The 18,759-nt window shown below is 60.1% G+C and carries 19 protein-coding genes and 1 pseudogene; 9 read left to right on the top strand and 11 right to left on the bottom strand.

Features of this window, described 5'->3' with window-relative positions; translation table 11 throughout:
* Window positions 1-29: 29 nt before the first annotated feature.
* The 4 genes from ABLV54_RS18655 to ABLV54_RS18640 all read left to right on the top strand — a co-directional run bounded on the left by ABLV54_RS18655 (window position 30) and on the right by ABLV54_RS18640 (window position 2,142).
* Window positions 30-320: a hypothetical protein gene (locus ABLV54_RS18655; RefSeq protein WP_008804940.1), complete on the top strand. Its 291-nt coding sequence runs from the start codon at window positions 30-32 to the stop codon at window positions 318-320.
* A gap of 206 nt (window positions 321-526) precedes the next feature.
* Window positions 527-1,288: a trans-aconitate 2-methyltransferase gene (tam, locus tag ABLV54_RS18650; RefSeq protein WP_050534218.1), complete on the top strand. Its 762-nt coding sequence runs from the start codon at window positions 527-529 to the stop codon at window positions 1,286-1,288.
* 162 nt (window positions 1,289-1,450) lie between these two features.
* Complete coding sequence (locus ABLV54_RS18645; protein ID WP_032452802.1) at window positions 1,451-1,771, top strand: carboxymuconolactone decarboxylase family protein; 321 nt, start codon at window positions 1,451-1,453, stop codon at window positions 1,769-1,771.
* The gene (locus ABLV54_RS18640; RefSeq protein ID WP_023289643.1) at window positions 1,762-2,142 is read left to right on the top strand and encodes a tautomerase family protein; all 381 of its coding nucleotides are present in this window, start codon (window positions 1,762-1,764) and stop codon (window positions 2,140-2,142) included. The genes ABLV54_RS18645 and ABLV54_RS18640 overlap by 10 nt, the downstream gene beginning before the upstream one ends.
* A 208-nt stretch (window positions 2,143-2,350) precedes the next feature.
* Here the strand turns inward: ABLV54_RS18640 and ABLV54_RS18635 are convergent.
* The 7 genes and pseudogenes from ABLV54_RS18635 to sad form a co-directional block, all read right to left on the bottom strand.
* Window positions 2,351-2,796, bottom strand: a pseudogene (locus ABLV54_RS18635) (GNAT family N-acetyltransferase).
* Between the two features lie 261 nt (window positions 2,797-3,057).
* On the bottom strand, window positions 3,058-4,509 hold the full coding sequence (locus tag ABLV54_RS18630) for a tagaturonate reductase (protein ID WP_050534217.1): 1,452 nt from the start codon (window positions 4,507-4,509) through the stop codon (window positions 3,058-3,060).
* Between the two features lie 113 nt (window positions 4,510-4,622).
* Window positions 4,623-5,153: a GNAT family N-acetyltransferase gene (locus tag ABLV54_RS18625; RefSeq protein ID WP_050534216.1), complete on the bottom strand. Its 531-nt coding sequence runs from the start codon at window positions 5,151-5,153 to the stop codon at window positions 4,623-4,625.
* A 76-nt stretch (window positions 5,154-5,229) separates the two neighbouring features.
* The gene (locus ABLV54_RS18620; RefSeq protein ID WP_050534215.1) at window positions 5,230-6,654 is read right to left on the bottom strand and encodes a GGDEF domain-containing protein; all 1,425 of its coding nucleotides are present in this window, start codon (window positions 6,652-6,654) and stop codon (window positions 5,230-5,232) included.
* A 114-nt stretch (window positions 6,655-6,768) separates the two neighbouring features.
* Complete coding sequence (locus ABLV54_RS18615) at window positions 6,769-7,137, bottom strand: DUF4186 domain-containing protein (protein ID WP_023289638.1); 369 nt, start codon at window positions 7,135-7,137, stop codon at window positions 6,769-6,771.
* Window positions 7,137-8,063 (bottom strand): glutaminase B, encoded by a 927-nt coding sequence (glsB, locus tag ABLV54_RS18610; RefSeq protein WP_050534214.1) that lies wholly within the window; start codon window positions 8,061-8,063, stop codon window positions 7,137-7,139. Before glsB ends, ABLV54_RS18615 begins: the two co-directional genes overlap by 1 nt.
* A gap of 80 nt (window positions 8,064-8,143) precedes the next feature.
* Complete coding sequence (gene sad, locus ABLV54_RS18605) at window positions 8,144-9,529, bottom strand: succinate-semialdehyde dehydrogenase (RefSeq protein ID WP_050534213.1); 1,386 nt, start codon at window positions 9,527-9,529, stop codon at window positions 8,144-8,146.
* Window positions 9,530-9,635: 106 nt separating this feature from the next.
* Between sad and ABLV54_RS18600 the strand changes: the two genes are divergently transcribed.
* Window positions 9,636-10,514: a LysR family transcriptional regulator gene (locus ABLV54_RS18600; RefSeq protein WP_050534212.1), complete on the top strand. Its 879-nt coding sequence runs from the start codon at window positions 9,636-9,638 to the stop codon at window positions 10,512-10,514.
* Here ABLV54_RS18600 and ABLV54_RS18595 read toward each other — a convergent pair.
* The gene (locus tag ABLV54_RS18595) at window positions 10,468-10,950 is read right to left on the bottom strand and encodes a GNAT family N-acetyltransferase (RefSeq protein WP_050534211.1); all 483 of its coding nucleotides are present in this window, start codon (window positions 10,948-10,950) and stop codon (window positions 10,468-10,470) included. The genes ABLV54_RS18600 and ABLV54_RS18595 overlap by 47 nt on opposite strands.
* A 145-nt stretch (window positions 10,951-11,095) precedes the next feature.
* On the opposite strand from ABLV54_RS18595, the gene ABLV54_RS18590 reads away from it, so the two are divergent.
* Window positions 11,096-12,040, top strand: coding sequence for an L-lactate dehydrogenase (locus ABLV54_RS18590; RefSeq protein ID WP_050534210.1), 945 nt, complete (start codon window positions 11,096-11,098; stop codon window positions 12,038-12,040).
* A gap of 21 nt (window positions 12,041-12,061) precedes the next feature.
* On the opposite strand, the gene ABLV54_RS18585 is transcribed toward ABLV54_RS18590, so the two are convergent.
* Genes ABLV54_RS18585 through ABLV54_RS18575 form a run of 3 tightly spaced genes read right to left on the bottom strand, consistent with a single transcriptional unit; the run spans window position 12,062 to window position 15,039 of the window.
* On the bottom strand, window positions 12,062-12,823 hold the full coding sequence (locus ABLV54_RS18585; protein WP_023289632.1) for a DeoR/GlpR family DNA-binding transcription regulator: 762 nt from the start codon (window positions 12,821-12,823) through the stop codon (window positions 12,062-12,064).
* 1 nt (window position 12,824) lies between these two features.
* Window positions 12,825-13,811 (bottom strand): D-threonate 4-phosphate dehydrogenase, encoded by a 987-nt coding sequence (locus ABLV54_RS18580; RefSeq protein WP_050534209.1) that lies wholly within the window; start codon window positions 13,809-13,811, stop codon window positions 12,825-12,827.
* Window positions 13,804-15,039, bottom strand: coding sequence for a four-carbon acid sugar kinase family protein (locus ABLV54_RS18575; protein WP_101881650.1), 1,236 nt, complete (start codon window positions 15,037-15,039; stop codon window positions 13,804-13,806). Before ABLV54_RS18575 ends, ABLV54_RS18580 begins: the two co-directional genes overlap by 8 nt.
* A gap of 184 nt (window positions 15,040-15,223) precedes the next feature.
* On the opposite strand from ABLV54_RS18575, the gene ABLV54_RS18570 reads away from it, so the two are divergent.
* From ABLV54_RS18570 to ABLV54_RS18560, 3 genes are all read left to right on the top strand, one after another.
* Complete coding sequence (locus ABLV54_RS18570) at window positions 15,224-16,372, top strand: iron-containing alcohol dehydrogenase (protein ID WP_050534207.1); 1,149 nt, start codon at window positions 15,224-15,226, stop codon at window positions 16,370-16,372.
* Window positions 16,373-16,386: 14 nt separating this feature from the next.
* Window positions 16,387-17,271 (top strand): dihydrodipicolinate synthase family protein, encoded by an 885-nt coding sequence (locus tag ABLV54_RS18565; protein ID WP_050534206.1) that lies wholly within the window; start codon window positions 16,387-16,389, stop codon window positions 17,269-17,271.
* A 76-nt stretch (window positions 17,272-17,347) separates the two neighbouring features.
* On the top strand, window positions 17,348-18,757 hold the full coding sequence (locus ABLV54_RS18560) for a sodium:solute symporter family protein (protein ID WP_023289627.1): 1,410 nt from the start codon (window positions 17,348-17,350) through the stop codon (window positions 18,755-18,757).
* Window positions 18,758-18,759: the final 2 nt, after the last annotated feature.

The following is an 18,759-nucleotide window of genomic DNA, read 5'->3' as shown; positions in this document are numbered from 1 at the left end:
AATTCCTGATTCTGGCGGGAAACACAGACATGCACCAAAGTTTTAATCAGCGCGTTCATTTCTATTACTGCGTCCTGGTCGCGCTGAAGATGCACGGAAAGTCGAAAAAGTCGGGCGGTATCAGAGGAAAGAACAACTTTCTGCTGAAATGGCTGCGCCGGGCGCAGGATAACAATATTTTCCCTCCCGATATCACCAGCGAAATCGAATGGCTGCGCGGGAAGATTATTCAGGCCGGCTACGATACCGATCTCGAGCCGATGCTGGATTTTGTTTACGCCACCGCCAGCCGCGCCGAAGCGCTCAAGAACGCCGAATAAGCCACTGCGCCCGCTGCGGGCGCAGATGCTGCCCAATCCGCTTACTCCCTGACAATGTGCCCATCACGCACGGGATAGCCTGCTGAGGTTATTTTATCGGTGACACTGTCACGAAAGGCAGATGCTGTAGTGGATCATTTCCCCCTGACAGGCGGCCCCGGGCGTTCTATGCTTTGCCCTGTCTCCCTTACACAGGACAACGCCCGATGGCCGACTGGAACCCTTCGCTGTATCTGCAGTTTGACGCTGAGCGCACCCGCCCGGCGGCTGACCTGCTTTCCCGTATCGCTCACCTGCAGGTCGAGAGCGTCGTTGACCTCGGCTGCGGGCCGGGCAACAGTACCCGCCTGCTGCGTGCCGCCTGGCCGCTGGCGGCGATCGTCGGTATCGATAACTCCCCGGCCATGCTGGACCAGGCGACGCAGGCCTTACCTGACTGTGAGTTTATCGAGGCCGATATCGCCAGCTGGCGGCCTGCGCAACCGCCAGACGTGATCTATGCCAACGCCTCGCTGCAGTGGCTGGCGGATCATGAGACGCTGTTTCCGCATCTGGTGAACCAGCTGGCGGAGAACGGTACGCTGGCGGTGCAGATGCCGGATAACTGGCAGGAGCCCTCCCATACTCTGATGCGTCAGGTCGCCGGCGAGCTGGGATTGCCGGACCGTGGTCGCCAGCCCTTGCTTTCGCCGGACGCCTGGTACGATCTGCTCACCCGTCAGGGCTGCGAAGTTGATATCTGGCGCACCACCTATTTTCATCCGCTCGCCTCTCATCAGGCAATAGTCGACTGGCTGCAGGGCACCGGACTGCGACCTTATCTGACGGGCCTCGATGAACCGGCCAGGAGCGCCTTTCTGACCCGCTATTTGGCATTGCTGGCCGACCACTATCCGTTACAGTGTAACGGAATGGTGCTTCTGCGCTTCCCGCGTCTGTTTATCGTGGCGCGAAAAAGAGCCGCCTGACGGTTGGCCTGAGTAAGTCGTAAAACATAACCAACACAAAAATAAGAGCGGGCCAGCAGACCATCCTGATTTTCAGGATTAACTATCCTGAACATTGCGATATTCAACACATTCCTCAGCGTGCGACAGTGACGACCACTTCAACCTGTAACGGGAGTCACTATGCATACCCCCCCTGTCGATCGCCACACGCTGGCTGCCATTGCGCCAAAACTGGCCGAACTGACCGAAACAGTGCTGTTTGGCGATATCTGGGCGCGCAGCGAGCTGTCGCTCCGCGAACGCAGCTTAATCACCCTCTCCGCCCTGACGGCGCTGGGCAAAACGGAGCAACTGCCCTGGCATATCGCCTACGGCTATCAAAATGGCCTGAGCCAGGAGGAGATAGTCGAATTGTTTACCCACCTGGCGTTCTACGCCGGCTGGCCGGCGGCGGCCAGCGCCCTGACCTGCCTGAACGCGCAGGAGGCGCCATGCCTCTGACGCGTATTTCGCTTGGCGCGGCCTGGCGTCCCGCGGAGTTTGCTCAACTGTCGGCGCTATTCCATGAATGCCTGGTGGCGGAGTTTGACGTGCCGCCGGCGGACAAATTTCAGTTTATCGAGCAGACCGCCGACGGACAGCGCATTTACGACCCGCATTATCTCAGCGGCGGGCGCAGCGCCCGCTTCGTGCTGTTTCATATTTTCGCCGGGAAGCCGCGCCGCCGGGCGCAGAAACAGGGGCTCTACCGTCGGCTGTGCGCGCGGTTAGCCGATGAGATGGCGGTCAGCCCGCAGGACGTGATGGTGGTGATCCAGTTTAACCAGCTGGAGGACTGGAGTTTCAGCGCCGGCATAATGGCGGGTGAATAAGACAGGCGGCGCCTGCAGGGCGCCGCGATTCAGGCTATTTTGTTGCTACCAGGCGAGATGATGCACCAGTGACAGATCCCAGGCCGTCGCCAATAGCGAAAGAAACATTATCAGATTGACCACTGTTTCGAGACGTTTTTCCATCGTTGCTTCTCCTGAGCCTGTTTCCCCTGTTATAGCGGGAAAAGCTTAACAACATCTTATCGCTTCAGGAGTCGAGGGTGATCCTGTAGCGCACATAATCGTCAGCCGGGGTGAATTCATCATACAGGTGGCGGGCGGGATTATCACGGCGAGTATGCCAGTACAGACGTGACCAGCCTTTCTCAGCCCCTTCGGTTTGCAGCGACTTAATCAGCGTTCTGGCAATGCCTTGTCCGCGGAAGGCAGGATCGACGAACAGATCCTCCAGATGCAGATCGGCGTGGTGACCCAGGTGCCTTCGTGCAGAATGCAGATAGCGAACCCCACCACGGTATCATCCACCACCGCGACTCTGCCCAGCACGGATGAGTTCACCTCCAGCATCCGCTGCCAGGTGCATTCGGTCACCTCTTCCGGCTGCGGGCTGCCGTAGAAGCGGGTATAGCCTTCCCAGAGCTGAAGCCATTCGGCTTTGTCATGCGGCCGAACTTCCCGGATATCGATGACCATGCGAGTTTCCTTACAGATGAATGAATTAGCCTGCGAACATTGGCAGGAAATATGTGATATGTGTTAAGGCCATTATTTTCCTGCGCAGGTATTTGTTCAAGCGGCTTAACCACAATTCTCCCCCTGCGCAGGGCGATTTGGCACTAAAAAGCCTTTTGCAGCGAGGCTGCCGACCGGCTGTATCTGGCTAATAAAAAAGTATGTTGTAACTAATTCGAGTGCGATTAAACCCGGCCGCAGCCGGGTGAATAGACTCCACTATCAGCAGAGCGGCCTGACGGCGTCGCGCATACCGCGGGTCAGGATAGCGTCAAGGTCAGCGGCGACCTGCTCCACCAGGCCGGGGATCTGGCTGAGATCCTGCTTCCAGTGGGACTCCACGCTGAGCACAGCGGAAACCAGCTCGCGGGTGCATATCTGGCCGTCACGATGGCGGGCCCAAAGCGTCTGGTAGCGCGTCAGCCATTCCGCATCATCCTGTACCGGATAGCTTGTCCCCTCCCGCTCTCCCCGGTAGAAGGCGATCAGCGCCGCCAGGGCGAAGGTCAGGCGCGGCGGTAGCGCGCCATGCGCCTTCTGCCCTGCCAGCAGCTGCGGCAGAATACGGGTGCGGTATTTGGTCATGCCGTTGAGAGCGATCGAGAGCAGCTGATGTTTGATATAGGGATTACGGAAGCGCCCGGTCACGGCGCTGGCGAATGACACCAGCTCATCGCGCGGCAGATCCAGCACCGGAATAATCTCGTCATAAATCGCCTTTTCGACAAACGCGCAAATTTCCGCATCGTTCATCGCCTCGCCGACGGTGTCGATCCCGGCCTGGAAGGCCACCGGCACCAGGGCGGTGTGCGCCCCGTTGAGGATCGCCACTTTGCGCTCTTTATAGGGCTTGATATCGTCCACGATGCGCACATTGAGCGGCAGCTTATCGAGTCGCAGCTCGCTGGCTAATGAGGCGGGCCCCTGAATAACGAACAAATAAAAGTGCTCGGCAGTATCGAGGAAAGCGTCCTGATAGCCGGTTTGCGCCTCCAGAGCCGCCACTTCATCGCGCGGGTAGCCGGTCACAATGCGATCCACCAGCGTGGAACAGAAGGTATTTGCCGACGTCAGCCAGTTGATAAAGGCCTGCGGCAGCTGCCACTCGGAGGCATAGCGCAGCACCAGCGTCTGCAACGCCTCGCCGTTATAATCGATCAGTTCGCAGGGGATGATCACCCATCCCTTATCGGCTGCGCCGGCAAAATGCTGGTAGCGTTCAAACAGCAGGCGGGTCAGTTTTGCCGGATAGCTTACCGGCGGCGCGTCATCAAACCGATCCCCGGCATGGTAGCTGATGCCCGCCTCAGTGGTATTGGAAAAGACAAACCGCATCTGTGGGTTATGCGCCAGACGTAAAAAAGCGTCGTAGTCAGCGTAAGCGCTGATTTCCCGGTTGACCGAGCGGATCAGCCGCGCGTCGCTCACCGCTTCGCCCTGCTCGTTGAGACCGCGAATGATGGTGGTATAGAGGCCGTCCTGGGTATTCAGGGAGGGGGGGAAATCGGTGGCGATAGGACGAACGACCACGATGCCAGCATTCAGGTCGGTATGCGTGTTGAGCAGGTCAATCTGCCAGTCAACGAATGCGCGCAGGAAGTTACCTTCTCCAAACTGGATGATACGGTCAGGGTACTGCGCGCCGGGGAAATCACGACGGTTTAACGTTTTCACAATGGGTTCCCTCTAAGAGTAGTCATACAACCTGAGTAATTGGTCCAATAACTTATCAGGTTTTACTACCAGTGAAACCCTGTTTTGATCAAAGGATTCTGTAATAACCGCCGTCAGGCAAGAAACTTATAGAACAGTGAAGTGGCGGTCATTGCACCGTCAGGCATCAGCGCATAGCGCGGAATTTCGCCCACTTTTTCCCAGCCACAGCGGACATAGAACTGTTCCGCCCCGCTGCCGGTCGCCGTGTCCAGCACCAGCACCGTCTTACCTACCCGCCGGGCGGTTTGCTCCAGATCCGCCATCAGCGCGTTGGCAATCCCCAGGCGACGGGCATTTTGGTGAACCAAAAGTTTGGCCACGTCCGCACGATGGGGCTGGTTTTCCGGTTGGCTGGTGATAAGTTGCACGGTGCCGACGGGACGTTCCTCAGCGTCAAGGGCGGCCAGCACGATGCGCTCCCCGGCCGCCACGCTGTTGGCGACATGTTGCCAGAAGGTCGTCGCCGTCTGCTGACTGAAAGGCAGCATAAAGCTCACCGAGGCGCCGCCGTTCACGCAGCTCGCCAGGATATCGCTTAATGCCGGAAGGTGATGAAGAATATCGTCGCGCGATAACGTGCGCAGTGAAAATGATGTGATCATAATAGCTCCTTGTTTTTGACCACATCACTATATTTTAACCAAGCATTAACACAAGCATAACACTTATAGGATTTTCTTATGGTGCGCTTTCCGTCAGCGTCGGCATACAGATGCGGTTACGGCCTGTCTGTTTGGCTTTGACCATTTCATCGTCCGCGGCCAGCAGCAGCTGGTTAAACAGCTCGGTAATACGGGCCTGGCCCACCTCGCGTGTCTCCAGTCCCATACTGATGGTCAGGTGGATCGGGTTATGTCCCCAACCGAAAGCTTGCGACTCTACGCCGTGGCGGATCTTCTCCGCCAGCAGATAACCCTGCTGGGTGCTGTCGACCACGGCGGCGACCGCAAACTCCTCGCCGCCGATACGGGCGACCATACCCTGCTCGCCCACCAGTTGCCTGACCTGCTGGGCAAACTGAGTCAGTACGCAATCTCCGCCCTCATGGCCCAGGGCATCGTTCACCCTTTTGAAGCCATCGATGTCCATCACCATCACCGTCAGTAGTTTATCGGCCGGCAAGGCCTGACGTTTCAGCGCCTCGCTCAGCCCGGAACGGGAATAGACCCGGGTCTGGAAATCAAAATCAGCGCGCAGGGCCAGCTGTTTCACCAGCATGTTGATCGCCTCGACGCTGGAGGCGACGATCACCGGGCTTATCAGCATCGCCGCGATCCCCAGGCGAGTGGAGAACAGCTGCCACGGCTGCATTCGCGTATCCGGCGAAAAGTGAATTAACGAGTTGGCTACCAGCAGTATCTCGCCGATGCCGGTGAGAAAGGTCAACAGGCAGGTCAGCGGCAGCGGATAGCGCACGGCGCACCAGATCAGGGCCGGTAGCGGGAAGGTAATGCTGCCGGCGCCGCCCACCGCCACGCCGAGGGCTATCGACAGCACCAGCGCCAGCGCGGGCAGCAGCTGGCGAAAGCGAAAACCGCTTAACGCGGAGGGCAGCGTCAGGGTCAGAATAAACGGCAGAATAAGCACCGCCGTCGAGAACTGCTCGCTAAACCAGTCCGCCAGCTGGGGAATAAAGGTGGCGCGCTCGACGTCCACCGACCCCAACGCGCCGACCGCTGCGCACAGCAGCGCGGCTAACAGACAGAAACAGAATAAATTAAGCGCGTTAATCGGGCCGGGCATCGAGTCGGCGCGTCGTTTATCCCACAGCACCAGCTGCGCCAGGGTCACAATAAAGACAATATTGGAGAAGTTAATCAGCAATGAGGCAAAGCCCATTCCCCAGCGCGAGGTTAATCCGTCATAGACCAGCATTGCCGCAAAGCAGACGGCATAAAAATAGCTGCGATTAAGCCATACGTAGCGCGCAAAGATCCCGGCCATCACTGCGTTGAGCGGCCAGAAGAAAGAGAGCTCCTGCACCAGACGCAACATCGCGCCCAGAAAATGCAGCAATAGCGTTAACGTAAATAAGACCAGTGCATCGCGCACGGGTTGTTCTTCACGAAACAGCGTAAATGACCGAATCGACAGTGAAGACATTCAGTAATTATCCGTCTAATTGTTTCAGGCAATTATTATGTTAATAGTTAGTTAGCGGATTATCATAACATGAGAATATTTATCAGGCATACTCCGGCGCCGATCAAATGCAAATTAGCGCACAGACGGGCCGTTCATCTGCAGCACCAGCCAGCGGTGGATCACCTGCACAATATAGCGCTGCTCCTGCTCGCTCAGCGCGCGGCCGTGGGGAATGGCGTGCCATTTTTCCAGGCAGCCGCGACAGCAGGTGGCGGTCGCGTGCTGGGCGATAAACACCGGGTGACCGCGCATCGGCGTCTGCTTGCCATCATTGGCCGGCGCGGCGGACGCCAGCCGCTGACGGATAAAATCGGCGGCATGCTGGTCGATGACCTCCGGCCCTTTATCGAGGCAGTATTGCCGCTCTTTCATTCCCAGCCGGAAGCGTGAACGAAACGTCGAACGCGCCAGGCGAGCAAATAATCGATCCTGATCGACCATCAGAACACCGACCTCCCCATCCGCTGAGTCAGTTTCTCCAGCAGCGCCACGCCGGCCAGGGAGTTCCCCGCCTCGTCAAGCTCCGGGCTCCAGACCGCGATCGCCATCTCCTGCGGCACAATCGCCACAATTCCGCCGCCGACGCCCGATTTCGCCGGCAGACCGACGCGCCAGGCAAACTCGCCGGCGTTCTGGTACATGCCGCTGGTCATCATCAGGGCATTCACCTGGCGGGACTGTATCGGCGCGATAACCGGCGTTTCGAGATGCGGGGCGATGCCGCGGTCGGCGAGAAACAGAAAGGTTCGCGCCAGCTCGACGCAGCTCATCTCCAGCGAACAGTAGTGGAAATAGTTCTGCAGCACGGTGGCGACATCATTATGGAAGTTGCCGAAGGATTTCATCAGCCAGGCGATGGCGGCGTTGCGCGCCGAATGCTCAAACTCAGAGCGGGCCACCAGCGGATCGTAGGCGATATCGGCCACGCCGCTCAGGCGGCGGACAATCTCCAGCATTCGCTGGCGCGGCGCGCTGAGCCGGCTCTGCAGCATGTCGCAGACAACCAGCGCCCCGGCGTTGATAAACGGGTTGCGCGGTTTGCCCTGCTCGATCTCGAGCTGCAGAAGCGAGTTAAAGGGCTGACCGGAGGGATCTTTCCCCACCCGCTGCCAGATCTCCTCTTCCTGATAGTGGTTCATGGCCACCACCAGACTCAATACCTTGGAGATCGACTGGATGGAGAATCGTTCATGGGCATCGCCGGCGGCAAAATGTTGCCCGTCCACCGTACAGATAGCGATGCCAAGCTTATCGCCGCTGACGCTGGCCAGCGCCGGAATATAATCCGCCACTTTACCGCGGCCAATCAGCGGCCTGATTTCTGCCAGAATGGCTTCCAGCATTGCGTTATTGATCACCGTCGCCACACGCGGCTCCTTGCCCACCGTCGAATTTTGGTGGGCGAGTATAGCAGACGAGAACGACGGTCGTCAGGGGCAAACGCAGATTAGCGACGGTCTTTCCAGACGGTCTGCGCATTGCAGAACTCATGCAGGCCAAAATGCGACAGTTCACGACCAAAACCGCTCTTCTTCACGCCGCCGAAAGCCACCCGGGCGTCGCTGGCGCAGTAGCCGTTAAGGAAGACACCGCCGCACTCCAGCTCGCGGGCAAAGCGCTGGGCCTGCGCCTCGTCGGTGGTGTAGACCGTTGCCGACAGGCCAAATTCGCTGTCGTTAGCGAGGGCCAGCGCATGGTCTGCGTCACGGGCGGTGGTCAGGGTCGCGACCGGACCAAACAGCTCCTGGCGGAAGCCGGTCATGCCGGCGGTGACGTTGCCCAGGACCGTTGGCGCATAGAAATTGCCCGCCCCTTCGATTTTTTCCGCCCCCAGCAGCAGGGTTGCGCCTTCATCGAGGGTCGCCGTTACCTGCTGGTGCAGTTCATCGCGCAGATCGAATCGCGCCATCGGCCCGACGTAATTCTGCTCGTCGCGCGGATCGCCCATCTTCAGCGCCGCGACGGCGTCGACAAATTTGCGGGTGAAGGCCTCGGCAATGCCGGCTTCGAGGATAAAGCGCTTCGATGCGGCGCACACCTGGCCGCTGTTCTGATAGCGGCCGGTGACGGCGGCCTTCACCGCTTCATCCAGATCGGCATCGTTCAGAACGATAAAGGGATCGGATCCCCCCAGCTCGAGCACGCATTTCTTCAACGCTGCGCCCGCCTGAGCGCCAATCGCTTTCCCGGCGCGGACGCTGCCGGTGACGGTCACCGCCGCGATGCGGTCGTCATTGATAATCTGCGAAACGCCGTCATTGGTGGCGTTGACCCAGCCAAACACGCCATCCGGCAGGCCGGCGGCGGCAAAAATCTCACCCAGCAGGCGGGCGCTGCCCATCACGTTCGGGGCGTGCTTCAGCAGGTAGCTGTTGCCGGCCAGCAGGATCGGCACCGCGCCGCGCAGCACCTGCCAGACCGGGAAGTTCCACGGCATCACCGCCAGAATGGCCCCCAGCGGACGATATTCGATCACCGCCTGGTTATTTTCCACCAGGGTGGCTTCGGTCGCCAGCATCGCCGGGCCATGTTCGGCATACCAGTCGCAGAGATTGGCGGATTTCGCCACCTCGCCGCGAGCCTGAGCAATCGGTTTGCCCATCTCGAGAGTGATCGTCTGGGCCACCTCTTCACCGCGGGCGCGCAGCTCGGCCCCGATGCGGTGCAGCGCGTCGGCGCGTGCGGCGAGCGGCGTCTGACGCCACTGGCGATAGCCCGCCGCGGCGAGAGCGATAGCCGCGTCGACCTCGCGTTCGCTGGCCCACGGCAGCGAGGAGACCACCTCGCCGGTAGTCGGGTTGACGGAGACGGCGTGCGTTGCAGATAAATTCATCGTTATTCTCTCTCTCGTTGCTTGCGAAGTGAACGTATTCTGGCTTACCTTTCCATTCATTGAAAATGAATAATATTAAGCAACGCATTCACAAAAGAAGAATAGTATGGACCTGACTCAGCTAGAGATGTTTAACGCCGTCGCCAGCACCGGCAGCATTACCCAGGCAGCGCAGAAAGTGCATCGCGTGCCGTCCAACCTCACCACCCGCATCCGCCAGCTGGAGGCGGATCTTGGCGTTGAGCTGTTTATCCGCGAGAACCAGCGGCTGCGCCTCTCGCCCGCGGGCCACAGCTTCTTACGCTACAGCCAGCAGATCCTCGCCCTGGTGGACGAGGCGCGAATGGTAGTGGCGGGCGACGAACCCCAGGGACTCTTCTCTCTCGGTTCGCTGGAGAGCACCGCGGCGGTGCGGATCCCCACCACCCTGGCCCACTTTAATCAGCGCTACCCGAAAATTCATCTCGCCCTCTCCACCGGCCCCTCCGGGACGATGATCGACGGCGTGCTGGAGGGAGCCCTGAGCGCCGCGTTCGTTGACGGACCGCTGGTGCACCCGGGCCTGGAGGGGCTACCGGTGTTCCCTGAAGAGATGATGATCGTCGCCCCCTACGGCCACGCGCCCATCGCCCGCGCCAGCGAAGTGAACGGGGCTAATGTCTACGCTTTTCGCGCCAACTGTTCCTACCGCCGGCATTTTGAGAGCTGGTTCCATGCCGACAGAGCCACTCCGGGCCGGATCCATGAGATGGAGTCTTATCACGGGATGCTGGCCTGCGTGATCGCCGGCGCCGGGCTGGCGCTGATCCCGCGCAGTATGCTGGAGAGTATGCCGGGCCATCAGCAGGTTTCCACCTGGCCGCTGGCGGAAGAGTGGCGCTGGCTCACCACCTGGCTGGTGTGGCGCCGGGGCGCCAAAACCCGCCAGCTGGAAGCGTTTATAGCGCTGCTGAACGAAGATCGGCAAACAGCGGTTTCTCCATAAAGACGCTGAGCGGATCGGGCTGGTAGGGAGCAAACGCGCAGCGGGTCTGATAGCCGTTGCGCGTATAGAGGGTGATGGCCGCATGCTGATGGATGCCGGTCTCCAGGCGCAGAGTATGGCAGTCGCGCTGGCGCGCTTTCGCCTCCAGGGCCACCAGCAGTTTTTCTCCCAGCTGTTGCCCACGATGCTGTGGATCAATATAGACCCGCTTCATCTCGCCAAAACCTTCATCGCTGAGGACGATAGCCCCACAGCCAACGGCTTCGCCCTGCGGACTGCGGATCGCCAGGGCGATCACTGTCTCCGGCGGCAGTTGACCGAGGTCCAGCAGATGGTTGCTCTCCGCCGGGTAGAGTGTCTCCTGCCAGGCGTCGAGGGCGGCAATCAGGGCGGTAAATTCGGCGTCGGTGGGGGCGATGTCGGTGATGGTATACATAGGTGAGCTCCTTTTTTTACGCCACTGTAGCGCGCCCCGGAACGTTTTCCGCCATAGCATTAACTTATATTGCCGCCCGCCACTTGCGCTAACTAACTGAAACGAAGTAACTTTATCCCCTGCCGTCCGTTTTTGAGACCTGAATATGCGCACCAAAGCCCGTAAAGTGATGATTATTGGCGCCGGTAACGTCGGCGCTTCAGCGGCCTACGCCCTGCTCAACCAGAGCATTTGTGAGGAGCTGATCCTCGTCGACCTTAACCAGCCGCGCGCCGAGGCCCACGCTCAGGACCTCAGCGACGCCGCGGCCTATCTGCCGGGGATGATGACCATCTCCACCCGCGAGGCCAGCGACTGCGCCGATGTCGACATCGCGGTGATCACCGTCTCCGGCGGCGCGCTGCGCCCCGGCCAGAGCCGTCTCGATGAACTGACCACTACCGCAAAAATCGTCAAGAGCATTGTGCCGACCATGATGGCCAACGGGTTTAACGGCATCTTCCTGGTGGCCACCAACCCGTGTGACATCATCACCTGGCAGGTATGGCAGCTCTCCGGCCTGCCGCGCAGCCAGGTGCTGGGCACCGGCGTCTGGCTGGATACCACCCGCCTGCGCCGTCTGCTGGCGCAGGAGCTGAACATTGGCGCCCAGAGCATCGACGCTTTTATCCTCGGCGAGCACGGCGATACCCAGTTTCCGGTATGGTCGCACTCCTCGGTATATGGCACGCCGATCGCCGACCTCTACCAGCAACGCACCGGCCGGCCGCTCGACCGGGAGGCGATGGCCGACAAAGTGCGCAAGCTGGGGTTTGAGATCTACGCCGGCAAAGGCTGTACGGAATATGGCGTGGCAGGCACCATCGCCGAGATCTGCCGCAATATTTTTACCGGCAGCCACCGTGCGCTGGCGGTCTCCTGCATTCTTGACGGTGAGTACGGGGTCAGCGGCGCGGCGGCTGGGGTGCCGGCGGTGCTGGCCCAGGGGGGCGTGGAGCAGATTATCGAACTGCGGCTGGCCGGCGAAGAACAGACGAAGTTCAGCCAGTCGGTTGCGGTGATCAAAGCCAATATCGCGCGTCTGCCCTGACGGCAGACGGCGGCGTCTGGATCAGTCGGCAATGATCAGCTGAGGGGAAAGGGTCACCAGCGCCTCGCGGGTCGCTTCCGGCAGGTGGCCGTCGGTGACGATATCGGTCAACGACTCCAGCGGGGCTATGTTGAAGAGTGACCAGGCGCCGTATTTGGAGCTGTCCGCCAGCAGAATGCGCCGGCGGGCATTGGCCATCAGATCGCGTTTCAGGGCGGCCTTCTCCTCCGTCGGGGCGGTGATCCCTTTCTCAAGGTCCCAGCCGTTGCAGCTGACGAAGGCGAGATCGGGCCAGATGGTCTGCAGCAGGCGGCGGCCGTGATCGCCGATGCACGACTGGCTGCTGTCATCGATGCGCCCGCCGATAATCGTCACTTCAATCTGCTTAAATTCCGACAAAAACAGGGCGATATGTAAATCGCTGGTGATCACCCGCAGCGGCAGATGGGTGATCTGCCGCGCCAGCTCAATCATGGTGGTGCCGGCATCGAGCACAATGGCGTCTCCGGCTTTCACCAGCGCTGCCGCCGCGCTGGCGATCGCCTGCTTTTCCAGCGGGCTGCGCTGGGCTTTCTCCAGCGTCGTCGGCTGGGCAGGAATAAACCGGTTCAACGTCACCCCGCCGTGCGTGCGGCTGATCACCCCTTCCTGATCGAGTTTGATCAGGTCGCGACGAATGGTGGCTGGCGAGGCGTTGGTCGCCGCCACCAGCTGGTCGACTGTCACCAGATTATGGCTTTTCAGGAAGTCCATAATCTGCTCTAACCGGTTATATCCCTTCATGTTATTCCTGCGCGATGTGCATGGCGAGCTCAATGGAGGTTGCCATGCTCTCAGACTTCGCTTTACCTGTCCAGGCAATATCAAACGCGGTGCCATGATCCGCAGAGGTGCGGATAAACGGCAGCCCGGCGGTGATATTGACCCCATCATAGAATCCCAGCAGCTTCAGCGGAATATGCCCCTGGTCGTGATACATCGCCACGACCATGTCGTACATCCCCTCATGACACTGCATAAACACCGTGTCCGGTGGACAGGGGCCGGTTACCTCCACTCCCTGCTCCCGCATGGCGGCAACCGCGGGGGCGACGATGCGGATCTCTTCATCGCCAAACAGGCCGTTCTCCCCGGCGTGCGGATTCACGCCGGCGACCGCAATGCGCGGACGCTGATAGCCGACGCGGCGCAGAAAGCGATCCGCCACGCCGATCACTGTCTCGATCCGCGACTGGTTGAGGGTGTCAAGGAACTGGCGCAGGGCGATATGGGTGGTGATATGGATAACCTTAAGCTTTTCGGTATACAGCACCATGGCGTAATCGGTGGTTTGCGTCAGGTGGGCCAACAGTTCCGTATGACCGGGAAAAGCATGCCCCGCCAGATGCAGCGCCTCTTTATTCAACGGCGCGGTGGCGATGGCCGCGACGGCGCCCTCCAGCGCGAGGCGGGTCGCCCGCTTAATGCAGCGAAACGCCAGATCCCCGGCCTGGGCCTGCACTTCGCCAGGACGCAGCCCCTGCGGGTCGCTGAGCGGCTCATCGATGACGTTAATCGTCGCCGGGGCAAAGCTTGCCTCGGCGGGATGGTCAATGATGCGCAGCTCCGCCCGCGGGGTGATGTTCAACGCCAGGATACGCCGCAGCGTCTGCGCGCAGCCCACCACCACCACCGGCGCGCCGCTCAGCGCCCCGTCGGCGAGGGATTTGATAATAATCTCCGGACCAATCCCTGCCGGGTCGCCCATTGTGACTGCAATGATGTTAGACACTCAGTTTCTCCTCAATAAAATTCACAACATGTAATAGCGTGGTGTCGGTGCCGAATCCTCCGGCTTTAGTCATCACCGGCCGCGACCAGCGGCCGCCGAGGAAGTATCCGTATGGGACGCACTCCGCGACCCGGCCGCGGATCTGAAAACCGCTGGCGCCGAGCACCTGAGCCACGGCGATGGCCACATCGCCACCGGAGAGGTACAGCGCGCCAGGGGGACACAGGGCCACCGCCTGTGCCGTAACGTCGGCAAGCCAGGCGCAGATGTGCTCCCCGTAGGCCGCACGGCTGAGACCGCGTTCGCGGCACTGGGCTTCAATCCCGTGCCGGACGGCGTTATTCGGGCGGGTGGTCACCACGCAGTGATCACCCTCACGCAGCACCTCGGCGATCCGCGAGGCTTCCTCCTTCGGCGATCCGCTAAAGGCCTGTTCGACATCAATTTCGATCTTTCTCACTCGGGAATGAGCCTGCAGCGCCGCGACCTGGCGCTGCGCCATCTCGCTCATCGAGCCGACCACCGCCAGCAGCGGCCCCTGCTCGCTGCGGCGCAGGCGGCGCGCCAGCGCCTCGCAAAGGCCTGCCGAGCCGACCAGCAGGGTCTCCTGCGCATGAGGAGCGACGGCGTCAATAACCTGATCCAGATGACGCTCTTCCCAGGCGTCGATAATCAGTACCTGCCTCGCTTCGCCTGCCGTCGCTAACGCTCCCGGAAGCTGGGCGGCGCTCAGCGACCGGCTCGGCAGCCGGCTCTGCATGGCGAGAATGCCGGCAATATCCGCCCGGCTAACCGGCGTCTTCGGATCGCTGGCAAATTCGGTGTGATCGAGGGGTATCCCGTGTACATAGCAGCGTCCGTCCCGGGTATGCCGCCCGGCCGCCGGGTAAGCCGGCGCCACAACCGCCACCCGGCAGCCCTGCGCCGTCATCATCGCTTCCAGTTCGGCGCCGGGGTTGCCGCGCAGCGTGGAGTCGATCTTCTTTATCTGCCAGCGCGGGGCGAATCGCGCCGCGCCGCGCAGCAGAGCGGTGACCTTGTCGGCGGCCGCGCCGGCGGTCATCGCCCGGCTGTCGCTGTTGAGTATTAACGCCCGGGCGGATGACGCCTGCCCGGCGGAGAATGCCACTTCTACCGACATGCCCGCCTCCGCCAGGCTGACCCCGGCGTCATTGGCTCCGGTAAAGTCATCTGCCAGCACCAGCACGCTGTTATTGCCGTCTTTCATTGTCCTGCCTTGTGGTCGTTGTAAACGTTGCAAACCTGAAATTGATTATATTCAATCATATTTGATTAAATGTGAGCAAGCTCAAGTTATTAAACCGCCGTATAAATTATAACTTTTCCCCACCAGACGAGTAGAACGACTCGTGAATGATTGAATTCAATCAACCACTACCAAGGAGAAACGCGTGGCGACGATTCACAGCACGATCATCAGCGGGGCTGGCGCCTCATCGGCCCTGCTCCCGCTGCTGGCAGATAAAACCCGTATCCTGCTGGTGACCGACAAGAACGTCGGGGCGCTGGAGGCGACCCGGGTGATCCATCGCCTGCTGGCGGCTGACGGGCGCCAGGTTGAGGTCATTAACAGTGTGCCTGCCGAGCCCAGTCATCAGGATGTGGCGGAGATCGTCAGCCAGCTGGGCGCTTCTCAACCGCAGATGGTCGTCGGCATTGGCGGCGGGAGCGTACTGGATGTGGCGAAACTGCTGTCGGTGCTGCTGCATCCGCAAGCCCCCACTCTGACGGCCCTGCTGGCGGGTGAACAGCCGCAACGACGGCTATGCTCCCTGCTGATCCCTGCCACCGCCGGGACCGGCTCCGAAGCAACGCCGAACGCTATTCTGGCGATCCCCGAGCAGCAGACCAAAGTGGGGATCATCTCCCCGGTGCTGCTCCCGGACTACGTCGCCCTGCTGCCGGAGCTGACCACCAGCATGCCGGCCAGCATCGCAGCCTCGACCGGGATCGATGCTCTGTGCCATCTGCTGGAGTGTTTCACCTCCACCGTGGCCAACCCGGTAAGCGATAACGCGGCGTTAATCGGTTTACACAAGCTGGTGCGTCATATCGAACGCTCGGTGGATCAGCCGCAGGATCTGACGGCGAAGCTGGAGATGCTCTGGGCCTCGTGGTACGGCGGCGCGGCGATCAACCATGCCGGCACCCATCTGGTGCATGCGCTCTCCTATCCGCTCGGCGGCACCTGGCACCTGCCGCACGGGGTGGCCAACGCCATTCTGCTGGCGCCCTGCATGCGGGTCGTCCGCCCCCACGCGGTGGCGAAGTTCGCTCAGGTCTGGGATCTGATCCCCGACGCGGACCTCACCCTCAGCGAGGAAGAGAAATCCCATGCGCTGGTGGCATGGCTGGCGGCGCTGGTCAAACGCTTACCGCTGCCCGATAACCTCGCCGCGCTCGGCGTTCCCGCAGACAGCATCCCCGCCCTCAGCGCGGCGGCGCAGAACGTGAAGCGCCTGATGAATAACGCCCCCTGCAGCGTCAGCCGTGAAGAGATCGCGGCTATCTACCAGACGCTGTTTCCGGAACATGCCTAACAGGAGAAAATCAAATGAGGAGAGCCATTAGCGGCGTACTCACCGCCATCGTTACCCCCTTTACCACTGAGGGAGCCCTTAACCTGCCAGCGCTGCAGCAGCAGGTGCAGCGCCAGATCGCCGCGGGCAACGGCATATTCTGCGGCGGCACCAACGGCGAGTTTTTTGTCCTCAATGAGGAAGAGAAGATCGCCGTCGCCAGAACCTGCGTGGAGGCGGCCGCCGGTCGCGCGCCGGTGGTAGCCCACATCGGGGAGGTTTCCACCCGGGAGACTCGCCGGCTTGGCCAGCAGATCGCCCGCCTCGGGGTTGACGCGGTATCGGCCATTACCCCGTGGTTCGTGCCCCTGAAGCAGGAAGAGCTGATAAACCACTATATGGCGATCGCCGACGCCCTGAGCGTCCCGCTCTTTCTTTACAACATTCCCGCCCGCACCGGTAACACCCTTGCGCCGGAGACAGCGCGTAAGCTGGCGCAGCACGACAATATCATTGGCATCAAGGATAGCGCCGGCAGCTACGACAGTCTGAAAGGCTTTCTTGACGCGGTACGCGACATTGACGGTTTCGACGTTCTCAACGGCCCGGACTCGCTTATCCATCAGGGGTTCGTCGACGGCTGCTCAGCCTGCATCTCGGGGCTTGCCAACGTCGCGCCTGCCGAGATCAACGCTATCTGGTCGCTGTTCCATGCTGGAGAAATCGCCGGATCGCGCCAGGCGCAGGAGCGGGTAACGGGCCTGCGCACCGACCTGTACAACGTAGCGTTCTCACCCGCGGCGGTGAAAAAAGCGCTGCAGCTGATGGGCCATGAGGTGGGCGACAGCCGCTACGCGGTGCAGTTTAGTGACCAGCAGCTGCAGGAAATACGCGGCATCATTGCCCGTTATTTAGCGTAATACCCGCTGCGTTTCGTAAATAAAACAGACCGGGTACCGCCGTACCCAGGATTCGTACGCCCAGAGAGAGGCTAAGATGAATCATTTTACCGCTGAAGATACCTTTATTATTGTCGGCATTGTCATTGCCTATATTCTGTTCACCACCTGGCTGACATTCCGTATTCGTAGTAAGAATTCCGGGGATTTTATGGAAGGCTCGCGCGCCATGCCGGCCTTTATTGTCGGTATATTACTGATGTCGGAATATATTGGCGCCAAATCAACCATCGGTACCGCTCAGGCCGCCTTTGAGAGCGGAATTGCCGCCTCATGGTCCGTGCTGGGGGCGGCCATCGGCTTCCCGCTGTTCGGTTTGATTCTGGTAAAGCGCATCTATAACACCGGGAAAATCACCATATCCGGGGCTATCGCTGAGAAATATGGCACCAGTACCAAAAATATTATCTCCCTGATCATGATTTATGCGCTGTTGCTGGTTAACGTAGGCAACTACGTCAGCGGCGCTGCGGCTATTTCCACCGTCTTAAAAGTCAACTTACCCGTGGCCGCCTTTATTACCGCCATCGTCAGTACCTTCTATTTCGCCTTCGGCGGCATGAAAGGCGTCGCCTGGGTCACCATGTTACACAGCGCGTTAAAATACGCTGGTCTGCTGATCATTCTGGGTTTTGCTCTGTCCAAAACCGGCGGCTTCACGCCGATGATTGAGAAGATGCCGGATTACTACTGGACGTGGGATGGCAACATTGGCGCTGGCACTATCTTCGCCTGGCTTATCGGCACTATCGGCTCCATCTTCTGCACCCAGTTTGTTATCCAGGCGATCAGCTCCACCAAAGACGTCCGGTCAGCAAAGCGCTCCACGTGGATCGCCTTCTTTTTCTGCCTGCCCATCGCCCTTGCCATCGCCATCATCGGCGTGGCGGCGAAGTATCTGCATCCGGAAATCAACAGCCTGTACGCCCTGCCGGTATTTCTGCAGGACATGAATCCCTGGCTGGCGGGACTCGTGACAACGTCACTTGTGGCCTCGATATTCGTCAGCGTAAGTACCGTTGCTCTGGCCATTGCCTCGCTGGTGGTGAAAGATTTCTACGTACCATGGCGTAACCCAACTCCGGACCAGGAGTTCAGAGCCACGCGCTGGGCATCGTTAATTATCGGCTTCCTGCCGCTGATCTTTGTGCTGCTGGTGCCGGAAGTGCTGAAACTCTCCTTCTTCACCCGCGCCATCCGCCTGTCCATTACCGTAGTGGCGGTCATCGCCTTCTATGCCCCCTTCTTCAGGAGCACCCGCGGCGCCAATGCCGGTCTGATCGGCGCCTGCGTGGTGACCTCCGTCTGGTATTTACTTGGCGATCCGTTCGGCATCAATAACATGTATGTCGCCCTGGCGACCCCGGCGATCATTATGGTCATCGATCGCCTGATCCCGAATAAATCACAATCATCCCCTGCCCCTGTTGAGCAACGTGGAGTCTGAAA

Source organism: Klebsiella sp. JB_Kp042, from assembly GCF_040065275.1.
Taxonomy (GTDB): Bacteria; Pseudomonadota; Gammaproteobacteria; order Enterobacterales; family Enterobacteriaceae; genus Klebsiella; species Klebsiella quasipneumoniae.
Note: the sequence above shows the minus strand (reverse complement) of the source record. Positions and strands in the feature narration are given on the sequence as shown.